The sequence below is a fragment of the Methyloceanibacter sp. genome, assembly GCF_050728395.1.
Lineage (GTDB): Bacteria > Pseudomonadota > Alphaproteobacteria > Rhizobiales > Methyloligellaceae > Methyloceanibacter.
The window spans coordinates 23,141-37,653 of sequence record NZ_JBOHJB010000001.1 but is presented as its reverse complement, the minus strand read 5'-3'; the positions used below and the strand labels follow the sequence as shown (position 1 = coordinate 37,653).

General features: G+C 63.4%; 15 protein-coding genes. 13 read left to right on the top strand and 2 right to left on the bottom strand.

The annotated features are described in order from the left end of the window. Positions 1 to 78 precede the first annotated feature (78 nt). Entirely contained in the window at positions 79 to 717 is a 639-nt protein-coding gene (locus ACREC7_RS00185; RefSeq protein ID WP_431553657.1) for a hypothetical protein, read from the top strand. Between the two features lie 183 nt (positions 718 to 900). After that, complete coding sequence (locus ACREC7_RS00180) at positions 901 to 2,292, top strand: alkaline phosphatase family protein (protein ID WP_431553656.1); 1,392 nt, start codon at positions 901 to 903, stop codon at positions 2,290 to 2,292. A gap of 11 nt (positions 2,293 to 2,303) precedes the next feature. Here ACREC7_RS00180 and ACREC7_RS00175 read toward each other — a convergent pair whose 3' ends face one another. Then, positions 2,304 to 3,155, bottom strand: a complete 852-nt coding sequence (locus tag ACREC7_RS00175; RefSeq protein WP_431553773.1) for a transglutaminase-like domain-containing protein — start codon at positions 3,153 to 3,155, stop codon at positions 2,304 to 2,306. Positions 3,156 to 3,332: 177 nt separating this feature from the next. Beyond that, positions 3,333 to 3,779 (bottom strand): hypothetical protein, encoded by a 447-nt coding sequence (locus ACREC7_RS00170; RefSeq protein WP_431553655.1) that lies wholly within the window; start codon positions 3,777 to 3,779, stop codon positions 3,333 to 3,335. Positions 3,780 to 3,916: 137 nt separating this feature from the next. Here ACREC7_RS00170 and ACREC7_RS00165 point away from each other — a divergent pair, with 137 nt between their 5' ends. From ACREC7_RS00165 to ACREC7_RS00115, 11 genes are all read left to right on the top strand, one after another. Then, complete coding sequence (locus tag ACREC7_RS00165) at positions 3,917 to 4,909, top strand: ABC transporter permease (protein WP_431553654.1); 993 nt, start codon at positions 3,917 to 3,919, stop codon at positions 4,907 to 4,909. Next, positions 4,906 to 5,826, top strand: coding sequence for an ABC transporter permease (locus ACREC7_RS00160; protein ID WP_431553653.1), 921 nt, complete (start codon positions 4,906 to 4,908; stop codon positions 5,824 to 5,826). Before ACREC7_RS00165 ends, ACREC7_RS00160 begins: the two co-directional genes overlap by 4 nt. A gap of 159 nt (positions 5,827 to 5,985) precedes the next feature. Next, positions 5,986 to 6,987: a fructose-bisphosphatase class II family protein gene (locus tag ACREC7_RS00155; protein WP_431553652.1), complete on the top strand. Its 1,002-nt coding sequence runs from the start codon at positions 5,986 to 5,988 to the stop codon at positions 6,985 to 6,987. 43 nt (positions 6,988 to 7,030) lie between these two features. Continuing rightward, positions 7,031 to 7,960, top strand: a complete 930-nt coding sequence (locus ACREC7_RS00150; RefSeq protein WP_431553651.1) for a phosphoribulokinase — start codon at positions 7,031 to 7,033, stop codon at positions 7,958 to 7,960. A 23-nt stretch (positions 7,961 to 7,983) separates the two neighbouring features. Next, a complete protein-coding gene (gene tkt / locus ACREC7_RS00145) occupies positions 7,984 to 10,008 on the top strand; it encodes a transketolase (protein WP_431553650.1) in 2,025 nt (674 codons plus the stop codon). Positions 10,009 to 10,014: 6 nt separating this feature from the next. Next, complete coding sequence (gap, locus tag ACREC7_RS00140) at positions 10,015 to 11,025, top strand: type I glyceraldehyde-3-phosphate dehydrogenase (RefSeq protein WP_431553649.1); 1,011 nt, start codon at positions 10,015 to 10,017, stop codon at positions 11,023 to 11,025. Next, entirely contained in the window at positions 11,022 to 12,293 is a 1,272-nt protein-coding gene (locus ACREC7_RS00135; protein ID WP_431553648.1) for a phosphoglycerate kinase, read from the top strand. The genes gap and ACREC7_RS00135 overlap by 4 nt, the downstream gene beginning before the upstream one ends. Before the next feature lie 73 nt (positions 12,294 to 12,366). Beyond that, the gene (rpe, locus tag ACREC7_RS00130) at positions 12,367 to 13,059 is read left to right on the top strand and encodes a ribulose-phosphate 3-epimerase (protein WP_431553647.1); all 693 of its coding nucleotides are present in this window, start codon (positions 12,367 to 12,369) and stop codon (positions 13,057 to 13,059) included. Between the two features lie 147 nt (positions 13,060 to 13,206). Then, complete coding sequence (locus ACREC7_RS00125; protein ID WP_431553646.1) at positions 13,207 to 13,338, top strand: hypothetical protein; 132 nt, start codon at positions 13,207 to 13,209, stop codon at positions 13,336 to 13,338. Then, positions 13,338 to 13,550, top strand: a complete 213-nt coding sequence (locus tag ACREC7_RS00120; RefSeq protein ID WP_431553645.1) for a DUF2283 domain-containing protein — start codon at positions 13,338 to 13,340, stop codon at positions 13,548 to 13,550. Before ACREC7_RS00125 ends, ACREC7_RS00120 begins: the two co-directional genes overlap by 1 nt. A gap of 225 nt (positions 13,551 to 13,775) precedes the next feature. Further along, the gene (locus tag ACREC7_RS00115) at positions 13,776 to 14,510 is read left to right on the top strand and encodes a cytochrome c biogenesis CcdA family protein (RefSeq protein WP_431553644.1); all 735 of its coding nucleotides are present in this window, start codon (positions 13,776 to 13,778) and stop codon (positions 14,508 to 14,510) included. The last annotated feature ends 3 nt before the right edge of the window (positions 14,511 to 14,513 follow it).

The following is a 14,513-nucleotide window of genomic DNA, read 5'->3' as shown; positions in this document are numbered from 1 at the left end:
CGGCCGCATTTAGCAATGGTCGAGGCGTGGTGGAGTTAGCGGGCCTCTCGGAGTATCCTCTCAAGCCTTGAGGGAACCATGACTCCCGCCTATTTGCATATCGACGCCAGGCCAAGCCTGCCGTCCCGGCCCCGCGCCATGGCCATCATGGCAGCACTCGGGGTGGGCAGCGCTCTGATCTCGAGCCTGCCTTCGCCTCTCCCCGACATTCGCTTGAGCGACCCCGACATTTTGATCAACGCGCGGGCGGTGCCGCTCCACGCCGGCATTGCCTTTGGCGCCATGGTGGCCGGGGTTCTGTGGCTGTGGGTCAATCGCGATCCGGTCAAATGCCTTCTCGCCATGGTGCTGACGCTCGTCGGGTGGCTTGCTGCAGTGAACACGGCAAACGATGTGATCAATACCATCCAAAGCTCTTCGCTGTTCGGCACCATCGAGGGCGCCAAGGTCTATCGCGAGATGCTGGGATGGCTCACCGGGGGATTGCTCGCGGGCGCCGTCGGCGCAGGACTTGCGGCGTTCGGCACCGGCATTGCCGCCACCGCGATCAGACGGCCCGAGGCATGGATGCCGGTGGTTGTTGTCGGCGCGATCGCCGGGCTCTTGCTCTACCCCGCAGCCCTGTTCGACGCCATCATCCTGCTGTTCGTGCCCTGGCAGGCTGCCGTCGCCGCGGCGATTGCCTTTGGCCTGACCTGGCAAAGCGCTGGGCCCTGACCGGGCGCCGGGGGATCGACAGGATTCAACCTACTTCGAATTGCCATCCAAACACGTTACCCTAGGTTGCGATGTCTGATCGTACCTATGGGAGGAGTCTTGATGTCTTACTGGCATACGCTCGCCGCGATTCTGGCTGCCGCATCCGCTGGCAGTTTCGCTTCAACCTGCTCAGCAGCGCAAATGAGCGACGTCGAGCACATCATCGTCATTTATCTCGAGAACCACAGCTTCGACAATTTGTTCGGATTCTTCCCCGGCGCTGACGGCATCGCGACCGCAGGCGCAACCAAGATCCAGGTTGACGCTGACGGCAAGCCCTATGACTTCCTGCCGCGCGCCATGGAAATGGTCGACCTCCCGCACGACGAAGAGGTCGACAAACGACCCTCCGTCGACCCGCTGCTGAGCGCCATAAAAAAGTTCAACAAACGAATGTCCGTCGATCGGCGTTTTCCGGACAACCTTCCGAACCAACCATTCAGCATCGACGCATACGTTCCGCTTGGCGATAAGACGGGCGATCCAATCCATCGCTTTTATCACCAGCAAGCGCAGATCGACGGCGGCCTCATGGACAAGTTCGTCGCCCATACCAATGTGGGCGCCCTCGTCATGGGCTACTATGACGGCAGTCGCACAAACCTCTGGAGATATGCGGAGCGCTACACACTCGCCGATCATTTCTTCCAAGCTGCCTTCGGCGGCTCCTTCCTCAATCATTTCTGGTTGATCTGCGCCTGCACGCCCCGTTACGACAACGCGCCCGACAAGCTCAAGGCGGGCTCCGATGTCAGCGGCCCTCTTCGTGGACTACCCGACCAGGTCACCCCTGACGGTTATGCGGTGAACACGCTGCAACCTTTCCACGAGCCGCACAACGAGCACCAAGACATGCTGCCTCCGCAGGACATGACCACGATCGGCGACGAACTCGACGCCGCCAAGCCCGAGCCGGTCACATGGGCCTGGTATAGCGGCGGGTGGGATGACGCGGAACGGGGCCAAGCGGACGAGAACTTTCAATACCACCATCAGCCCTTCGCCTATTTCAGCAAATACGCACCAGGCAAGGCGGGGCGCGAGCATTTGAAGGACGCGCAGAAATTTCTCGATTTGATCGAAGGGAAAGCCGGACCAGAGGAAAAGCTGCCGCAGGTCGTTTTTTACAAGCCCATCGGCGACCTCAACGAGCATCCGGGCTATGCCAACGTGCTCGAAGGCGACAAGCGTCTTGGGGAGTTGCTGGGCAATATAGAGAAGAGCCCATTCTGGTCGAAATCGGTCGTGATCGTCACCTTCGACGAGAATGGCGGATTCTGGGATCACGTTCCACCGCCGAAGATCGACCGCTGGGGGCCGGGGACCCGCGTTCCAACGGTGATCGTTTCGCCTTACGCCAAGAAGGGCTTCATCGACCACACGATCTACGACTCGACCGCTATTCTGAAGCTCATCGAGATACGCTTCGGGCTCGAGTGTCTGACTGATCGCGACAAGAACGCAAAGGGTCTCCTGAATGCGTTCGACTTCGACGGAACTCCGCCAAACGCGACTTGCAAGCCTAGGCCATAGCCCAAACGGCGTCAGGAATTGACCGCGCCGGCGCTGGCAGAGCCCTGGGCCTCGGCCGAGGCGACCTCGTCGGTGAACACCTTGAACTCTGCGAGCTGGTGCTGCCCATAAGAGGTGGTGATCGCCACGTCAGTTGCGTCGCGTCCGCGCGCGATCAGGATGCGGCCGATGCGCGGGATATTGTGGCGGGCGTCGAAGGTGTACCAGCGGTCGCCGAGATAGGCCTCGAACCAGGCGCTGAAATCCATGGGTGCGGGATCGGGCGGGATGCCAATGTCGCCGAGATAGCCGGTGCAATAGCGCGCCGGCACATTCATGCAGCGGCAAAGCGTGATGGCAAGATGCGCGAAGTCGCGGCAAACGCCTTGGCCCTCCTTGAAGGCCTCGTTCGCGGTCTTGGTGGGATTGGCGTGCGCGTAGCCAAAAATGATGTGGCCGTGGACGAAGTCGCAGATGGCCTGGACCAGCGGCCAGCCCTTCCGGACCTTGCCGAATTCGGCCCAGGCAAATTCCGACAAGCGGTCGGTCTCGCAGTAGCGGCTGCCGAGGAGATAAACCAGCGTCTCGACCGGCAAAGTCTCGAGCGATCCTTGCACCGCGTCCGGCGCGACATCATCCGGATGGCCGCCGTCTCGCACAAGAAAAGCCGACGTAATCGTCAGCCGTCCGGCTGGTGCCTGGATCACGTGGCAAATATTCCCGAAGCTATCGCAATATCCTTTGGTGGGAACGGGCGGGTCAAGCTGCATCCAGTCCGGTGTGAGGAGGTCCCGCCGCCTGCTCGGATGGACGCTCAACGTCAGGATCATTGGCGTTGGCTGCGGGCAGTCGTAGGAAATTGCGTAGCCGGTACGGATAGTTATCGTCATCTTGCCTAATGTTTAGCGGAAGCGATTCCGAAATGTCATCGACCAGGGCTCCGGCCAGGGGGGTGACCCCTCCGATTCAAGGTGCAACGGTCATGCCAAGATGAGGCCGTTCAAAGGCTTGCCCGGGGGCGTAGGCGAGCAGGGCCGGCCCCGGTTCAGGCTCCCGGCCCCTTACCGCTTGGGCGGCGAAAACGACTGATCGGTGAAGGGTGAGGCGGTCGGCGTTTGTATGACGATGAAGCTCCGGCCGATCCCCTGGTGGCAGGCGTTGCACGCAATGGTCAGGTCGCCATAGCCCTTGGCGAAGGCCGCGCCGTCCTTTGCCTCTATCGCAGCCATGATCGCATGGATCGGATCGGCCGTGTTGGTCACGAGCTCCGCCGGAATGCCTCGATAGAGATCTGCCGCTGTCTCGAGGCTTGCCTTGATCTCATCTACTTCGTAGGTCGCGAGCTCCCAGTTCCCGAGCTTTCCGGCGAACCACAGCTTGATATGCCGCAACTGGATTTTGCCCATGATGTCGCCAAGCGGAGGCCTGTAGAGTTCTTGCTGGGCGACGGCGAGCGGTGCCAAGATGAGGCCGATGAAAAGAGCACCGGTCAGGGCAAAATACTTCATTTCCGCACTCCCTTTCACCAAAGTCTCGTCCGGCCCGCGCGGCGTAACCTCAGTCTAGCGCGAATGAGAGGGCCGAGCATCGATCCTGGATCCTCCACGTCGTGACCGAAGACCGATCCCGGGGACCAGGCAATCCGATGTTGGCGCTTGGCGCACCTTTGGCCTTCATTGGGAAGCGCGCGGCTCAAGCCATTCTCGTCATGCTGGCCATTGCGGTGATCGCCTTTGCCGTGAAGGGGGCGCTCGGCGATCCTTTGCGCGAGATCATGGGCGAGGCGGTGCCTGAAGCCGAGCGCGCCGAGCTCAGGCACAAGCTCGGCCTCGATGCGCCGTGGCCCGCGCAGCTTGCGCGCTATCTCGGGCATGCGGCGCAAGGCGATCTCGGCCAGTCCTATATCTACAAGCGCTCGACGCTCAAGGTTGTGCTCGCCAAATTTCCGGCGAGCTTCGAGCTCGTGCTTGCCGCGAGCCTCATCGTGTTGCTGATCTCGCTGCCCGCAGGGATCTATTGCGCGGTCAAGCCGCGCTCTTTCAGCGCAAGATTGATTCTGGGGCTTAGCGTGCTCGGCATCTCGGTGCCGGTGTTTCTCACCGGGATCATTCTGATCTCGATCTTCTCGGTGTGGCTTGGCTGGCTTCCGGCCTTCGGGCGTGGCGAGACGGTGCGCATCGGATTCTGGGAGACGGGGCTGCTCACGCTCGATGGACTCAAGCACCTTCTGCTTCCCGCCGTCACGCTGTCGTCGATCATGCTGCCGCTGTTCATCAGGCTCGTGCGCGGCGCCATGCTCGATCAGCTCGGCACCGACTATGTGCGCACGGCCCGCGCCAAGGGCGCTTCGCGCTTGCGGGTGTGGTTGCACCATGCGCTCCGCAACGCTCTGCTTCCGCTCGTGGCGATCGGCGGACTGCAGATCGGCAACCTGCTCGCCTTCACCCTGCTTACCGAGACGGTATTCCAATGGCCTGGCATGGGCTTCCTGTTTCTGGAGGCCGTGACCCGCGCCGACGTGCCGCTGATCACCACCTATCTCGTCGCCGTCGGCTTCCTGTTCGTCGTCACCAACACCCTTGCCGACATCGTGAGCCTGTGGCTCGACCCGCGCATCAGCCTCGAGGGCCGGCGATGAGCGGGGAGGGCGCGCGCGAAGCGCTTGCCTCGGTCCGTGCCTTCGGGCTCGGCCGGCCAGGCAGCATGGTGGCCGCGGCTCTATTGGCGGCGATCGCGCTCGCAGCCCTTGCTGCGCCGCTGATCGCAACGCAAAACCCCTTCGATCTTGCAAGCTTCGATGTGCTCGACGCCGACCTGCCACCGTTCTGGCTCAGCGGTAGCGATCCGCGCTTCCTCCTCGGCACGGACTCGCAAGGCCGCGATCTCCTAAGCGCCATCCTCTACGGCACGCGCATCTCTTTGACCGTCGGCGTGCTTGCCGTGGCCATCCAGGCGGCAATCGGCATCCCCCTGGGTCTCGTCGCCGGATATGTCGGGGGGTTGGTGGACAGCATCATTGCCAGGGTCGCCGACGTGCAGCTTTCGCTGTCGACGCTTATCCTCGCCATCATCGCGCTCGCGCTGGTGCGCGCGGGCCTCGGCGGCGAGACGCTCGGGCGACTGGCTGTGCCATTGCTTGTCCTGGTGATCGGGCTCGCCGAATGGCCCTATTTCGCTCGCACCGCCCGCGCCGCGACACTTGTCGAGGCGGCCAAGGACCATGTCCGTGCCGCGAAGGCCCTCGGCGCAAGCGACTCTGCGATCGTCCGCCGGCACATCCTGCCCAATATCCTGTCACCGCTGATCGTGGTGGCCACCACCCAGGTCGCCGGCGCCATCATGGCCGAGGCCGCTTTGTCCTTCCTCGGCCTTGGCCTGCCCATCACCCAGCCCTCCCTCGGCACCCTGATCCGCTCCGGCTACGACCTGATCTTCGCCGGCATCTGGTGGGTAACCGCGCTGCCCGGCCTGACCCTGGTCGGCGTGCTGGTCGCGGTCAACGTGCTCGGCGACACCCTCCGCGACGCCCTCGACCCGCGCCTTACGCCCCGCTGAGCGGTGGAGGCCTGCCCAATCCTTGTGGACAAGAGCGCCGATCGGCCCCATGACAGTTGGAGCGGCGCCGGGGCCCCTGCTCACCGGGGAGCCGTTGATTTTCGGGCATATTCCGCCCATGCGGTAGTGTGGTTTTGTCCAGTTCCTCTCGGAGGCGTCATGACCATTTCGAGCGGCTCCAGGCCTGAGCTCATCTATGCGCTCCGCCGCGTGAGCGAGAGCGCAGCCCTTGCCGCCTTCGACTGGATCGGGCGCGGCGACGGCATGGATGGCGGCAGGGCGGCGCTCGAGGCCATGCTCTCGACGCTCGCCGAGGTCGACATCGACGCCGTTGTGGTGATCGGCGAGGCCGGCAAGGGGGAGGCGCCGCAGCCCGCGCGCGGCGAACGCCTCGGGCGCCCTGGCTCAGCCTTCAAGGCCGACATCGCCATGGACCCCGTGGAGGGCACGAGCTATCTCGCCAGAGGCCAGACCAATGCCCTTGCCGTGCTCGCGGCCGCTCCGCGCGGGACCATGATGAACCCGGCGCCCGCCTTCTACATGGAGAAGTTCGTGGCGCCGGCGCCGGCCCGCGGCAAGATCGATCCGCACTGGACCACCGGGCGCAAGCTCAGGGTGCTTGCCGAGGTGCTGAACAAGGACGTCTCGCAACTCACTATCTATGTGCTGGAAAAGCCGCGTCATCGCGAGCTAATCGACGACATCATCAGGGCCGGCGCCCGCGTCGCCCTTTATCCCGCCGGCGACGTTGCCGGCGCGCTGCTCGCCGCCATTCCGGGGTCGGGCATCGACGCTCTGATGGGAACCGGCGGCACGCCGGAAGGCATCATGTCGGCCTGTGCCGTACGCGGCCTTGGTGGAGAGTTTCTCGCCCGCCTCGATCCCCAGCTTCACACCGAGGCCAAGGCCGTGCGAGAGGCTGGCCTCAATACCTCGCGCTGGTACGCCCGCGACGAGCTCATTGCCTCCGACGATGTGTTCTTCTGTGCCACCGGCATCACCACGGGCCTGATGGTGGAGGGGGTGGAGCGCACCCGCACCCACTACAAGGTCCAAACCATGATGGTGATCGGAGCGACAGGCGAGCGGCAGATCATCACCAGTCATCTGCCGCGTGAACGAACAGGGCAGGCACAAAGTGCCGCGCGTGACGTTGCATAAAGTGTTACGTAAATAAAAAACACGTAAGTGCCGGGAGTAGGAAATGCCGAAGCGGGTTGAGCACCCGATCGTTTTGGGAATCGTCGGCGATTCGGCGTCGGGCAAGACGACGCTGTCGGCGGGCGTCGCTCAGATTTTGGGCGAGGAGCGCTGCACCGTGCTCTGCACCGACGACTACCACCGCTACGACCGCCGCGAGCGCGCCGAGAAGGGCCTGTCGGCGATCGACCCTCGTGCCAACTATCTCGACATTATGGAGCAGGCGCTCCGCCATCTGCGTGAAGGCGACCCGATCCTGAAGCCGATCTACGACCACCGCAACGGAACCTTCGGCCGGCCGAAATATGTGAAGCCGAAGGAGTTCGTCATCGCCGAAGGCCTGCTCGGCTATACCACCAGGGCGATGCGCGATTGCTATGACGTGAAGATCTATCTCGATCCGGACGAGGACCTCCGCGTCAAATGGAAGATGCATCGCGACACGACCAAGCGCGGTTACCGCCGCGAAGAGGTCCTGGCGTCGCTTGAGAAGCGGCGGGAAGACGCTCCGAAATACATGCACCCGCAGCGCACCTTCGCCGACATCGTCATCCACTTCCAGAAGCCCCAAGGGGCCAACGGCTCAGACACCCAGCTCGACGTGCGTCACATCCTGCGCCCGACCTTGCCGCACCCCGATTTCGGGCCGCTGTTCGACGGCTCGAGCAATGCCGGCTTGCGCCTCGAGCTGGCCCGCGACCGTGACGGCAAGCCGGTCGACGTGCTTGAAATCAACGGCAATATCTCCGACCAGCATGCCGAGCGCATCGAAGATCTGCTATGGAACCTCATCCCGGAGGCGGGGCATTTGCGCGACCAGGTTGGACGGATCGACGTCGCCAACGGCTCGCCGCGGAGCCACCCGCTTGCGCTGACGCAGCTTCTCGTCGGCTACCACGCCGTCAAGGCGGCGATGGGCGTCCGGGCCTATTAGCGTTTTTGGAGCGAGACATCGAGATGGCTGAAGCTTTGCAGCAGGGTGAAGCATTACCCGAGGCGACCCACCAGGACATGGCGAATGCTATCAGGGCGCTTGCCATGGATGCGGTACAGAAGGCCGATTCAGGCCATCCCGGCATGCCCATGGGCATGGCCGACGTGGCCACCGTGCTGTTCACGCGCTTCTTGAAATTCGACGCCGCCCACCCCGATTGGCCGGACCGCGACAGATTCGTGCTCTCCGCCGGGCACGGCTCGATGCTGCTCTATGCGCTGCTTTATCTCACCGGCGTCCCAGGCATGGACGTGGAACAGCTCAAGCGCTTCCGCCAGCTTGGATCACGCACGCCGGGGCACCCCGAATACGGCCACGCGCCAGGCATCGAGACCACCACCGGCCCCCTGGGGCAGGGGCTTGGCAACGCCGTCGGCATGGCGCTCGCCGAGCGGCTGCTCAACAATCGTTACGGCGGCGAGATCATGGACCACCATACCTATGTGATCGCGGGCGACGGCTGCCTCATGGAGGGCATCAGCCAGGAGGCGATCTCGCTTGCCGGTCATCTCAAGCTCGGCCGCCTGATCGTTCTCTTCGACGACAACCAGATTTCCATCGACGGCCCGACCAGCCTCTCGGTGTCCGACGACCAGATCGAGCGGTTCAGTGCCTCGGGCTGGCATACGGCGAAGGTCGACGGCCACGACCCGCAAGCGGTCGCGCTCGCCATCGAGAATGCGCGCGCCGCCACTGACCGGCCCTCGCTGATTGCCTGCCGCACCATCATCGGCTATGGCGCGCCGAAGAAGCAGGGCACCGCCGCGACCCACGGCTCACCGCTCGGCGAGGACGAGGTCAAGGCCGCGCGCGAGAGGCTCGGCTGGCGTCATGCCCCCTTCGAGATGCCGAAGCCGATCCTCGCGAGCTGGCGCGCGGCAGGGTCCCGTCATGCTGAGGCCTACGAGCGCTGGCAGACCGCGGCGAAGCGGCTGGACCCCGCGGCGCGGGAGCATTTGACCGAACCGATCGACGGCGAAGTGCGTGGAGAGATCGCCGCCACGGTGAGCGCGCTGAAGGCCGACTTCGGCCGCGAGGCGGCCAAGCTCGCCACCCGCCAATCCTCGCAGAAGGTGCTGGAGAAGCTCGTGCCGGTGGTCCCTGGGCTGATCGGAGGCTCAGCCGACCTCACCAGCTCGAACGGCACGCTCACCAAGCTGCACACCATCGTCAAGCCTGGCGATTTCTCAGGTAATTACATCCACTACGGCGTGCGCGAGCACGGCATGGCTGCGGCGATGAACGGCATGGCGCTGCATGGCGGCATCGTTCCTTACGGCGGCACCTTCCTTGTGTTCTCAGATTACTGCCGGCCGTCGATCAGGCTGTCGGCGCTCATCGGCAAGCGCGTGATCTACGTAATGACGCACGACTCCATCGGCCTCGGCGAGGACGGCCCCACGCACCAGCCGGTCGAGCAGTTGGCGGCGCTCCGGGCCGTACCAAACCTCAACGTCTTCCGCCCCGCAGACTCAGTCGAATGCGCCGAATGCTGGGAACTGGCGCTTGGCACCGACAAAACGCCCTCGATCCTCGCGCTCACCCGCCAGGGCTTGCCTCTGCTGAGAACCACCCATACCGACGAGAACCTCTCGGCCAAGGGCGCCTATGTGCTGGTCGAGCCGAACGGCCGCCGCGACGTGACCCTGATCGCCACCGGCTCCGAGGTGTCGCTGGCCGTCACCGCCGCCAAGGCTCTGCAAGGGCAGGGGATCGAAGCCGCCGTGGTGTCGATGCCCTGCTGGGAGTTGTTCGCCGGCCAGGATCAAGGCTATCAAGACGCCGTTCTGGGCGCCGGCCCCCGCGTCGGCGTGGAGGCAGCGGTCGAGTTCGGATGGCAGAAATGGCTTGGACCTCAGGGCGTTTTCGTGGGCATGCACGGATTTGGGGCTTCTGCCCCGGGCGAGGAGCTTTATAAGCACTTCGGAATCACGGCAGTGGCAGTCGAGGCCGCGGCCCACCACCTAATTGGCAGACCCAAAAAGTGAGGAGACATGTCGAATAAGCGCGTCGCCATCAACGGATTCGGCAGGATCGGCAGGCTGACGCTTCGGGCCTTTCTCGAAGCGCGCCGCAAGGATCTCGATTTCGTGGCGATCAACGATCTCGGCTCGGCCGAGATGAGCGCCCATCTGCTTGAGTTCGACACCGTGCATGGCCGCTTTCCCGGCAAAGTGAGCGCCGCCAACGGCCACCTCAAGGCCGACGGCCACGATCTTTCGGTGCTGGCGGAAGCCAATCCCGAGAAGCTTCCCTGGCGCGATCTCGGCGTCGATATCGTCATGGAATGCACCGGCCGGTTCGCCGACCGCGACAGTGCGGCCAAGCACCTGACCGCAGGCGCCAAGCGCGTGCTGGTCTCCGCACCCTGCAAGAACGCCGATTTGACCGTGGTCTATGGCGTCAACGACGAGAAACTCACGCAAGAGCATCACGTCGTCTCCAACGCCTCCTGCACCACCAATTGCCTCGCTCCGGTGGCGAGCGTGCTGAACAAGGCGATCGGCATCCGGCACGGCTATATGACCACGGTGCATGCCTATACCGGCGATCAACGCACCGTGGACACGCTACACAAGGATCCCTACCGGGCCCGCGCTGCCGCCGCCAATCTGATCCCGACCTCGACCGGCGCCGCCAAGGCCGTCGGCCTCGTGCTGCCCGAGCTCAAGGGCAAGCTCGACGGTGCCTCGATCAGGGTGCCGGTGCCGAATGTCAGCATGATCGATCTCACCTTCACCTCCTCGCGCCCGACCACCAAGGAGGAGATCAACAAGGCGATGGTCGAAGCCGCCGAGGGGCCGCTCAAGGGGGTGCTCGGCGTGAATGCGAAGCCGCTCGTGTCGTCTGATTTTAATCACGACCCGCTAAGCTCGATCTTCGATCTCGAATCGACCCATGTCGTTGACGGCACCTTCTGCCGGGTCGTGGCCTGGTACGACAATGAGTGGGGCTTCTCCAATCGCATGAGCGATACCGCAGTCGTCATGAGCAGGTTGATATGAACGATATTGATGTCTCTACCTTTGTCCGTGCCGCCAATGCGAACGGCGGGGGTAAGCCCGACTTTTCCCGCATCCGCACCATTGACGGGCTCGACGTTAGGAGTAAGCGCGTGCTCGTCCGCGTCGATTTCAACGTGCCGATAAAGGATGGGATCGTCGGCGACACAACACGCATCGAGCGCGTCTTGCCGACGATCAAGCAGCTGTTGGCCCGAGGCGCTAAGGTGATTGTGCTGTCGCATCTGGGGCGCCCCAAAACCGGCACGATGACCGACACCACGCTGAGGCCAATTGCCGACAAGATGGCGGAGCTCATGCCCGGCACCAAGGTGACCTTCATCAACAATTGCGTCGGCGACGAGGCTAGGCGTGGCGTCGATGCGCTCCAGCCCTGTGAGGTCGCACTGCTCGAAAATCTTCGTTACAACGACGGCGAGAAGAAAAACGATCCAGACTTCGCCAAAGAGCTTGCCGCGCTCGGCGACATTTATGTCAACGATGCCTTTTCTACCGCGCACCGGGCGCATGCGTCGGTCAAGGCCATCACCCACCTCCTCCCGTCTTATGCCGGCCTCTTGATGATGGCCGAGATCAGCGCGCTCGACCGGGCGCTCGAGCATCCGGCCCGCCCCGTCATGGCCATTGCCGGCGGTGCCAAGGTCTCCACCAAGATTCAGGTCCTGACCAATCTGACCGAGCGCATGGACCAGCTCGTGCTTGCCGGCGGCATGGCCAGCACCTTCCTCTATGCGCAAGGCGTGGAGATCGGAAAGTCGCTGTGCCAGCCTGACGCGGTGCCGGTGGTCAAGGAGATCATGGCGCGCGCGCGCGAGCACAATTGCGAAATCGTGCTGCCTCGCGACTTCGTGGTGGCGAAGGAGCTTAAGGCCGGCGCCGAGTGGCAGGTTTGCGACGCCGGCAACATCCCCCAGGATCAGATGATCCTCGACATGGGGCCGAAGTCGGTCGCCGACCTCAAGCGGCGCTTCGCCGAGATAAAGACTCTGGTGTGGAACGGCCCTGTCGGCGCCTTCGAGTTCGAACCGTTCGACAACGGCACCTATGAACTGATGCGCGAAGCGGCGCGCCTCGTTCGCGATGGCAAGCTTGTGGCCATCGCCGGCGGCGGCGATACCGTGGCCGCCCTCAATAACGCAGGCGTGAGTAAGGACTTCACCTACGTGTCCACCGCCGGCGGCGCCTTCCTCGAATGGCTGGAGGGCAAGACGTTGCCTGCCGTCGCCGCGCTCGCGGAGAGCAGAGCTTAACCGATTGGCGCTACAACAGCCTTGTCAAACGATGATGGGCAGGCCAAACCTGCCCCTCATGAACGAGGCTCGCATGGCGGACCGCTCGGCGCCGGGTGACATCATCATTGCCCCGTCCATTCTCTCGGCCGACTTTGCGCGGCTGGGCGAGGAGGTGCGCGCCATCGATGACGCCGGCTGCGACTGGATCCATGTCGACGTGATGGACGGCCACTTCGTGCCGAACATCACCATCGGGCCAGACGTGGTGCAGGCGCTACGTCCGCACTCCAAGAAGGTGTTCGACGTGCATCTGATGATCGCGCCTTGCGACCCCTTCATCGAGGCCTTCGCCAAGGCCGGCTCGGACATCATCACCGTGCATGCCGAGGCAGGTCCCCATCTCGACCGCTCGCTCCAGCTCATCAAAGGCTTCGGCAAAAAGGCGGGGGTCAGCATCACGCCATCGACGCATGAGTCGACGATTGCGCATGTGCTCGACAAGATCGACCTCATCCTGGTGATGACGGTGAACCCGGGCTTCGGCGGCCAGGCCTTCATCCCGGCGCAGCTCGACAAGATCAAGGCCATCCGCAAGATGATCGGCTCTCGGCCAATTCACCTCGAGGTCGATGGCGGCATCAATGCCACGACTGTGGCGCTCGTGGCCGAGGCAGGTGCCAATGTCATCGTCGCCGGATCTGGCGTGTTCAAGGGCGGCACCTACGCCGACAATATCGCCGCAATTCGGCGCAATGCCGAGCGCGCCCGCGCTGCCGCCGCTTGACCTGGCAGTTCAGACTGCCGAGGTGACATGAAGACGACGCGCTATTTCGAAGAGCAGGTCTTGCGAAAGAGACCGTATCTGAGACGAGAGTGGTGTTTAGAGGTGATAGCGAGGCCAATTCGGAGCGAGACCCAGGGAGATGGTAGAATGCGTTTCTGGGGCTGGGTTAGACCACAGGACGATGCCGGGCCGCGCATTCTTCGCGTCGTGACGCTGGGCGACGGCGAGACCGTCCATAATGCTTTCTTCGATCGCGGATTCCGTGAGAAGGAGGACTGATGAAACTGCATTATTATCCGGAGACAGACAGTCTCTACATCGAGCTGAAGAGCACGCCGGGAGCGGAGGCGAGGGAGATCGTCGAAGGCCTCATCGTCGACTTCGATGCCAATGGCGACGTCGTCGGCCTTGACATCGATCACGCCTCCAAGAAACTCGACTTGTCAGTGGTCGAGACGATCAAGCTGCCTCCGGCCAGCGCTGCGGAATAACAGCGCTAAAGCGGGTGCCCGCGCCGCCGCTGCTTGACGCAACCCTTGACGCTAAAGTGATGCCGGAGGGTCTTGCGGCAAAAACATAAATCTTCATGGTGAGGAACGGGCGAAGCCAGCGTCTCGAACCATGAGCCATCCTTCGAGACGGCCGCGTTCCGCGGCCTCCTCAGGATGAGGAGCCAGCAGTTCGTCCCGCCCGTTTGAGGACTCACAAGGCCGAGCATGAACGTCACCTATTTCGGAGCGCTGGTTGCGGGGCTGTTGAGCTTCCTCTCGCCGTGCGTGCTGCCGCTCGTTCCACCCTATCTCTGCTTCCTCGGCGGCACGACCTTCGATCAGCTCACCGGCGAGGACGAGACTCCTTCCCACGTCTATACCACCGTAGTGCTGTCATCCTTCGCCTTCGTGCTCGGCTTCACCACCGTGTTCGTGATCCTCGGCGCCACGGCGACCTTTGCCGGCCAACTGGTCGCTGAGAATCTCGGCCTGCTCGGCAAGATCGCCGGCGTCGTCATCATCGTTGCCGGATTGCATTTTCTCGGTCTGATCCACATTCCGATTCTGCACCGCGAGGCGCGCTACCACGCCGATACTCGGCCCGTCGGGCTCCTCGGCGCTTATCTCATCGGGCTTGCCTTCGCCTTCGGCTGGACGCCCTGCATCGGGCCGGTCCTCGCCGCCATCCTGCTCATGGCGGCCGGCGAGGACACCGTCCGCCAGGGCATTCTCCTGCTGCTCGTCTATTCACTCGGCCTCGGCATCCCCTTCATTGCCGCGGCCTTTGCCGTCCGTCCCTTCATGTCTGCTCTACAGCGGTTCCGGCCGCATCTTGCCGCCATGGAGAAGGTGCTTGGCGGGTTCCTCGTGCTCACCGGCATCCTGTTCCTCACCAACTCCATGACCCTGATCTCAGGCTGGATGCTCGAAATGTTTCCCGGGCTCGCGAAAATCGGCTAGGCC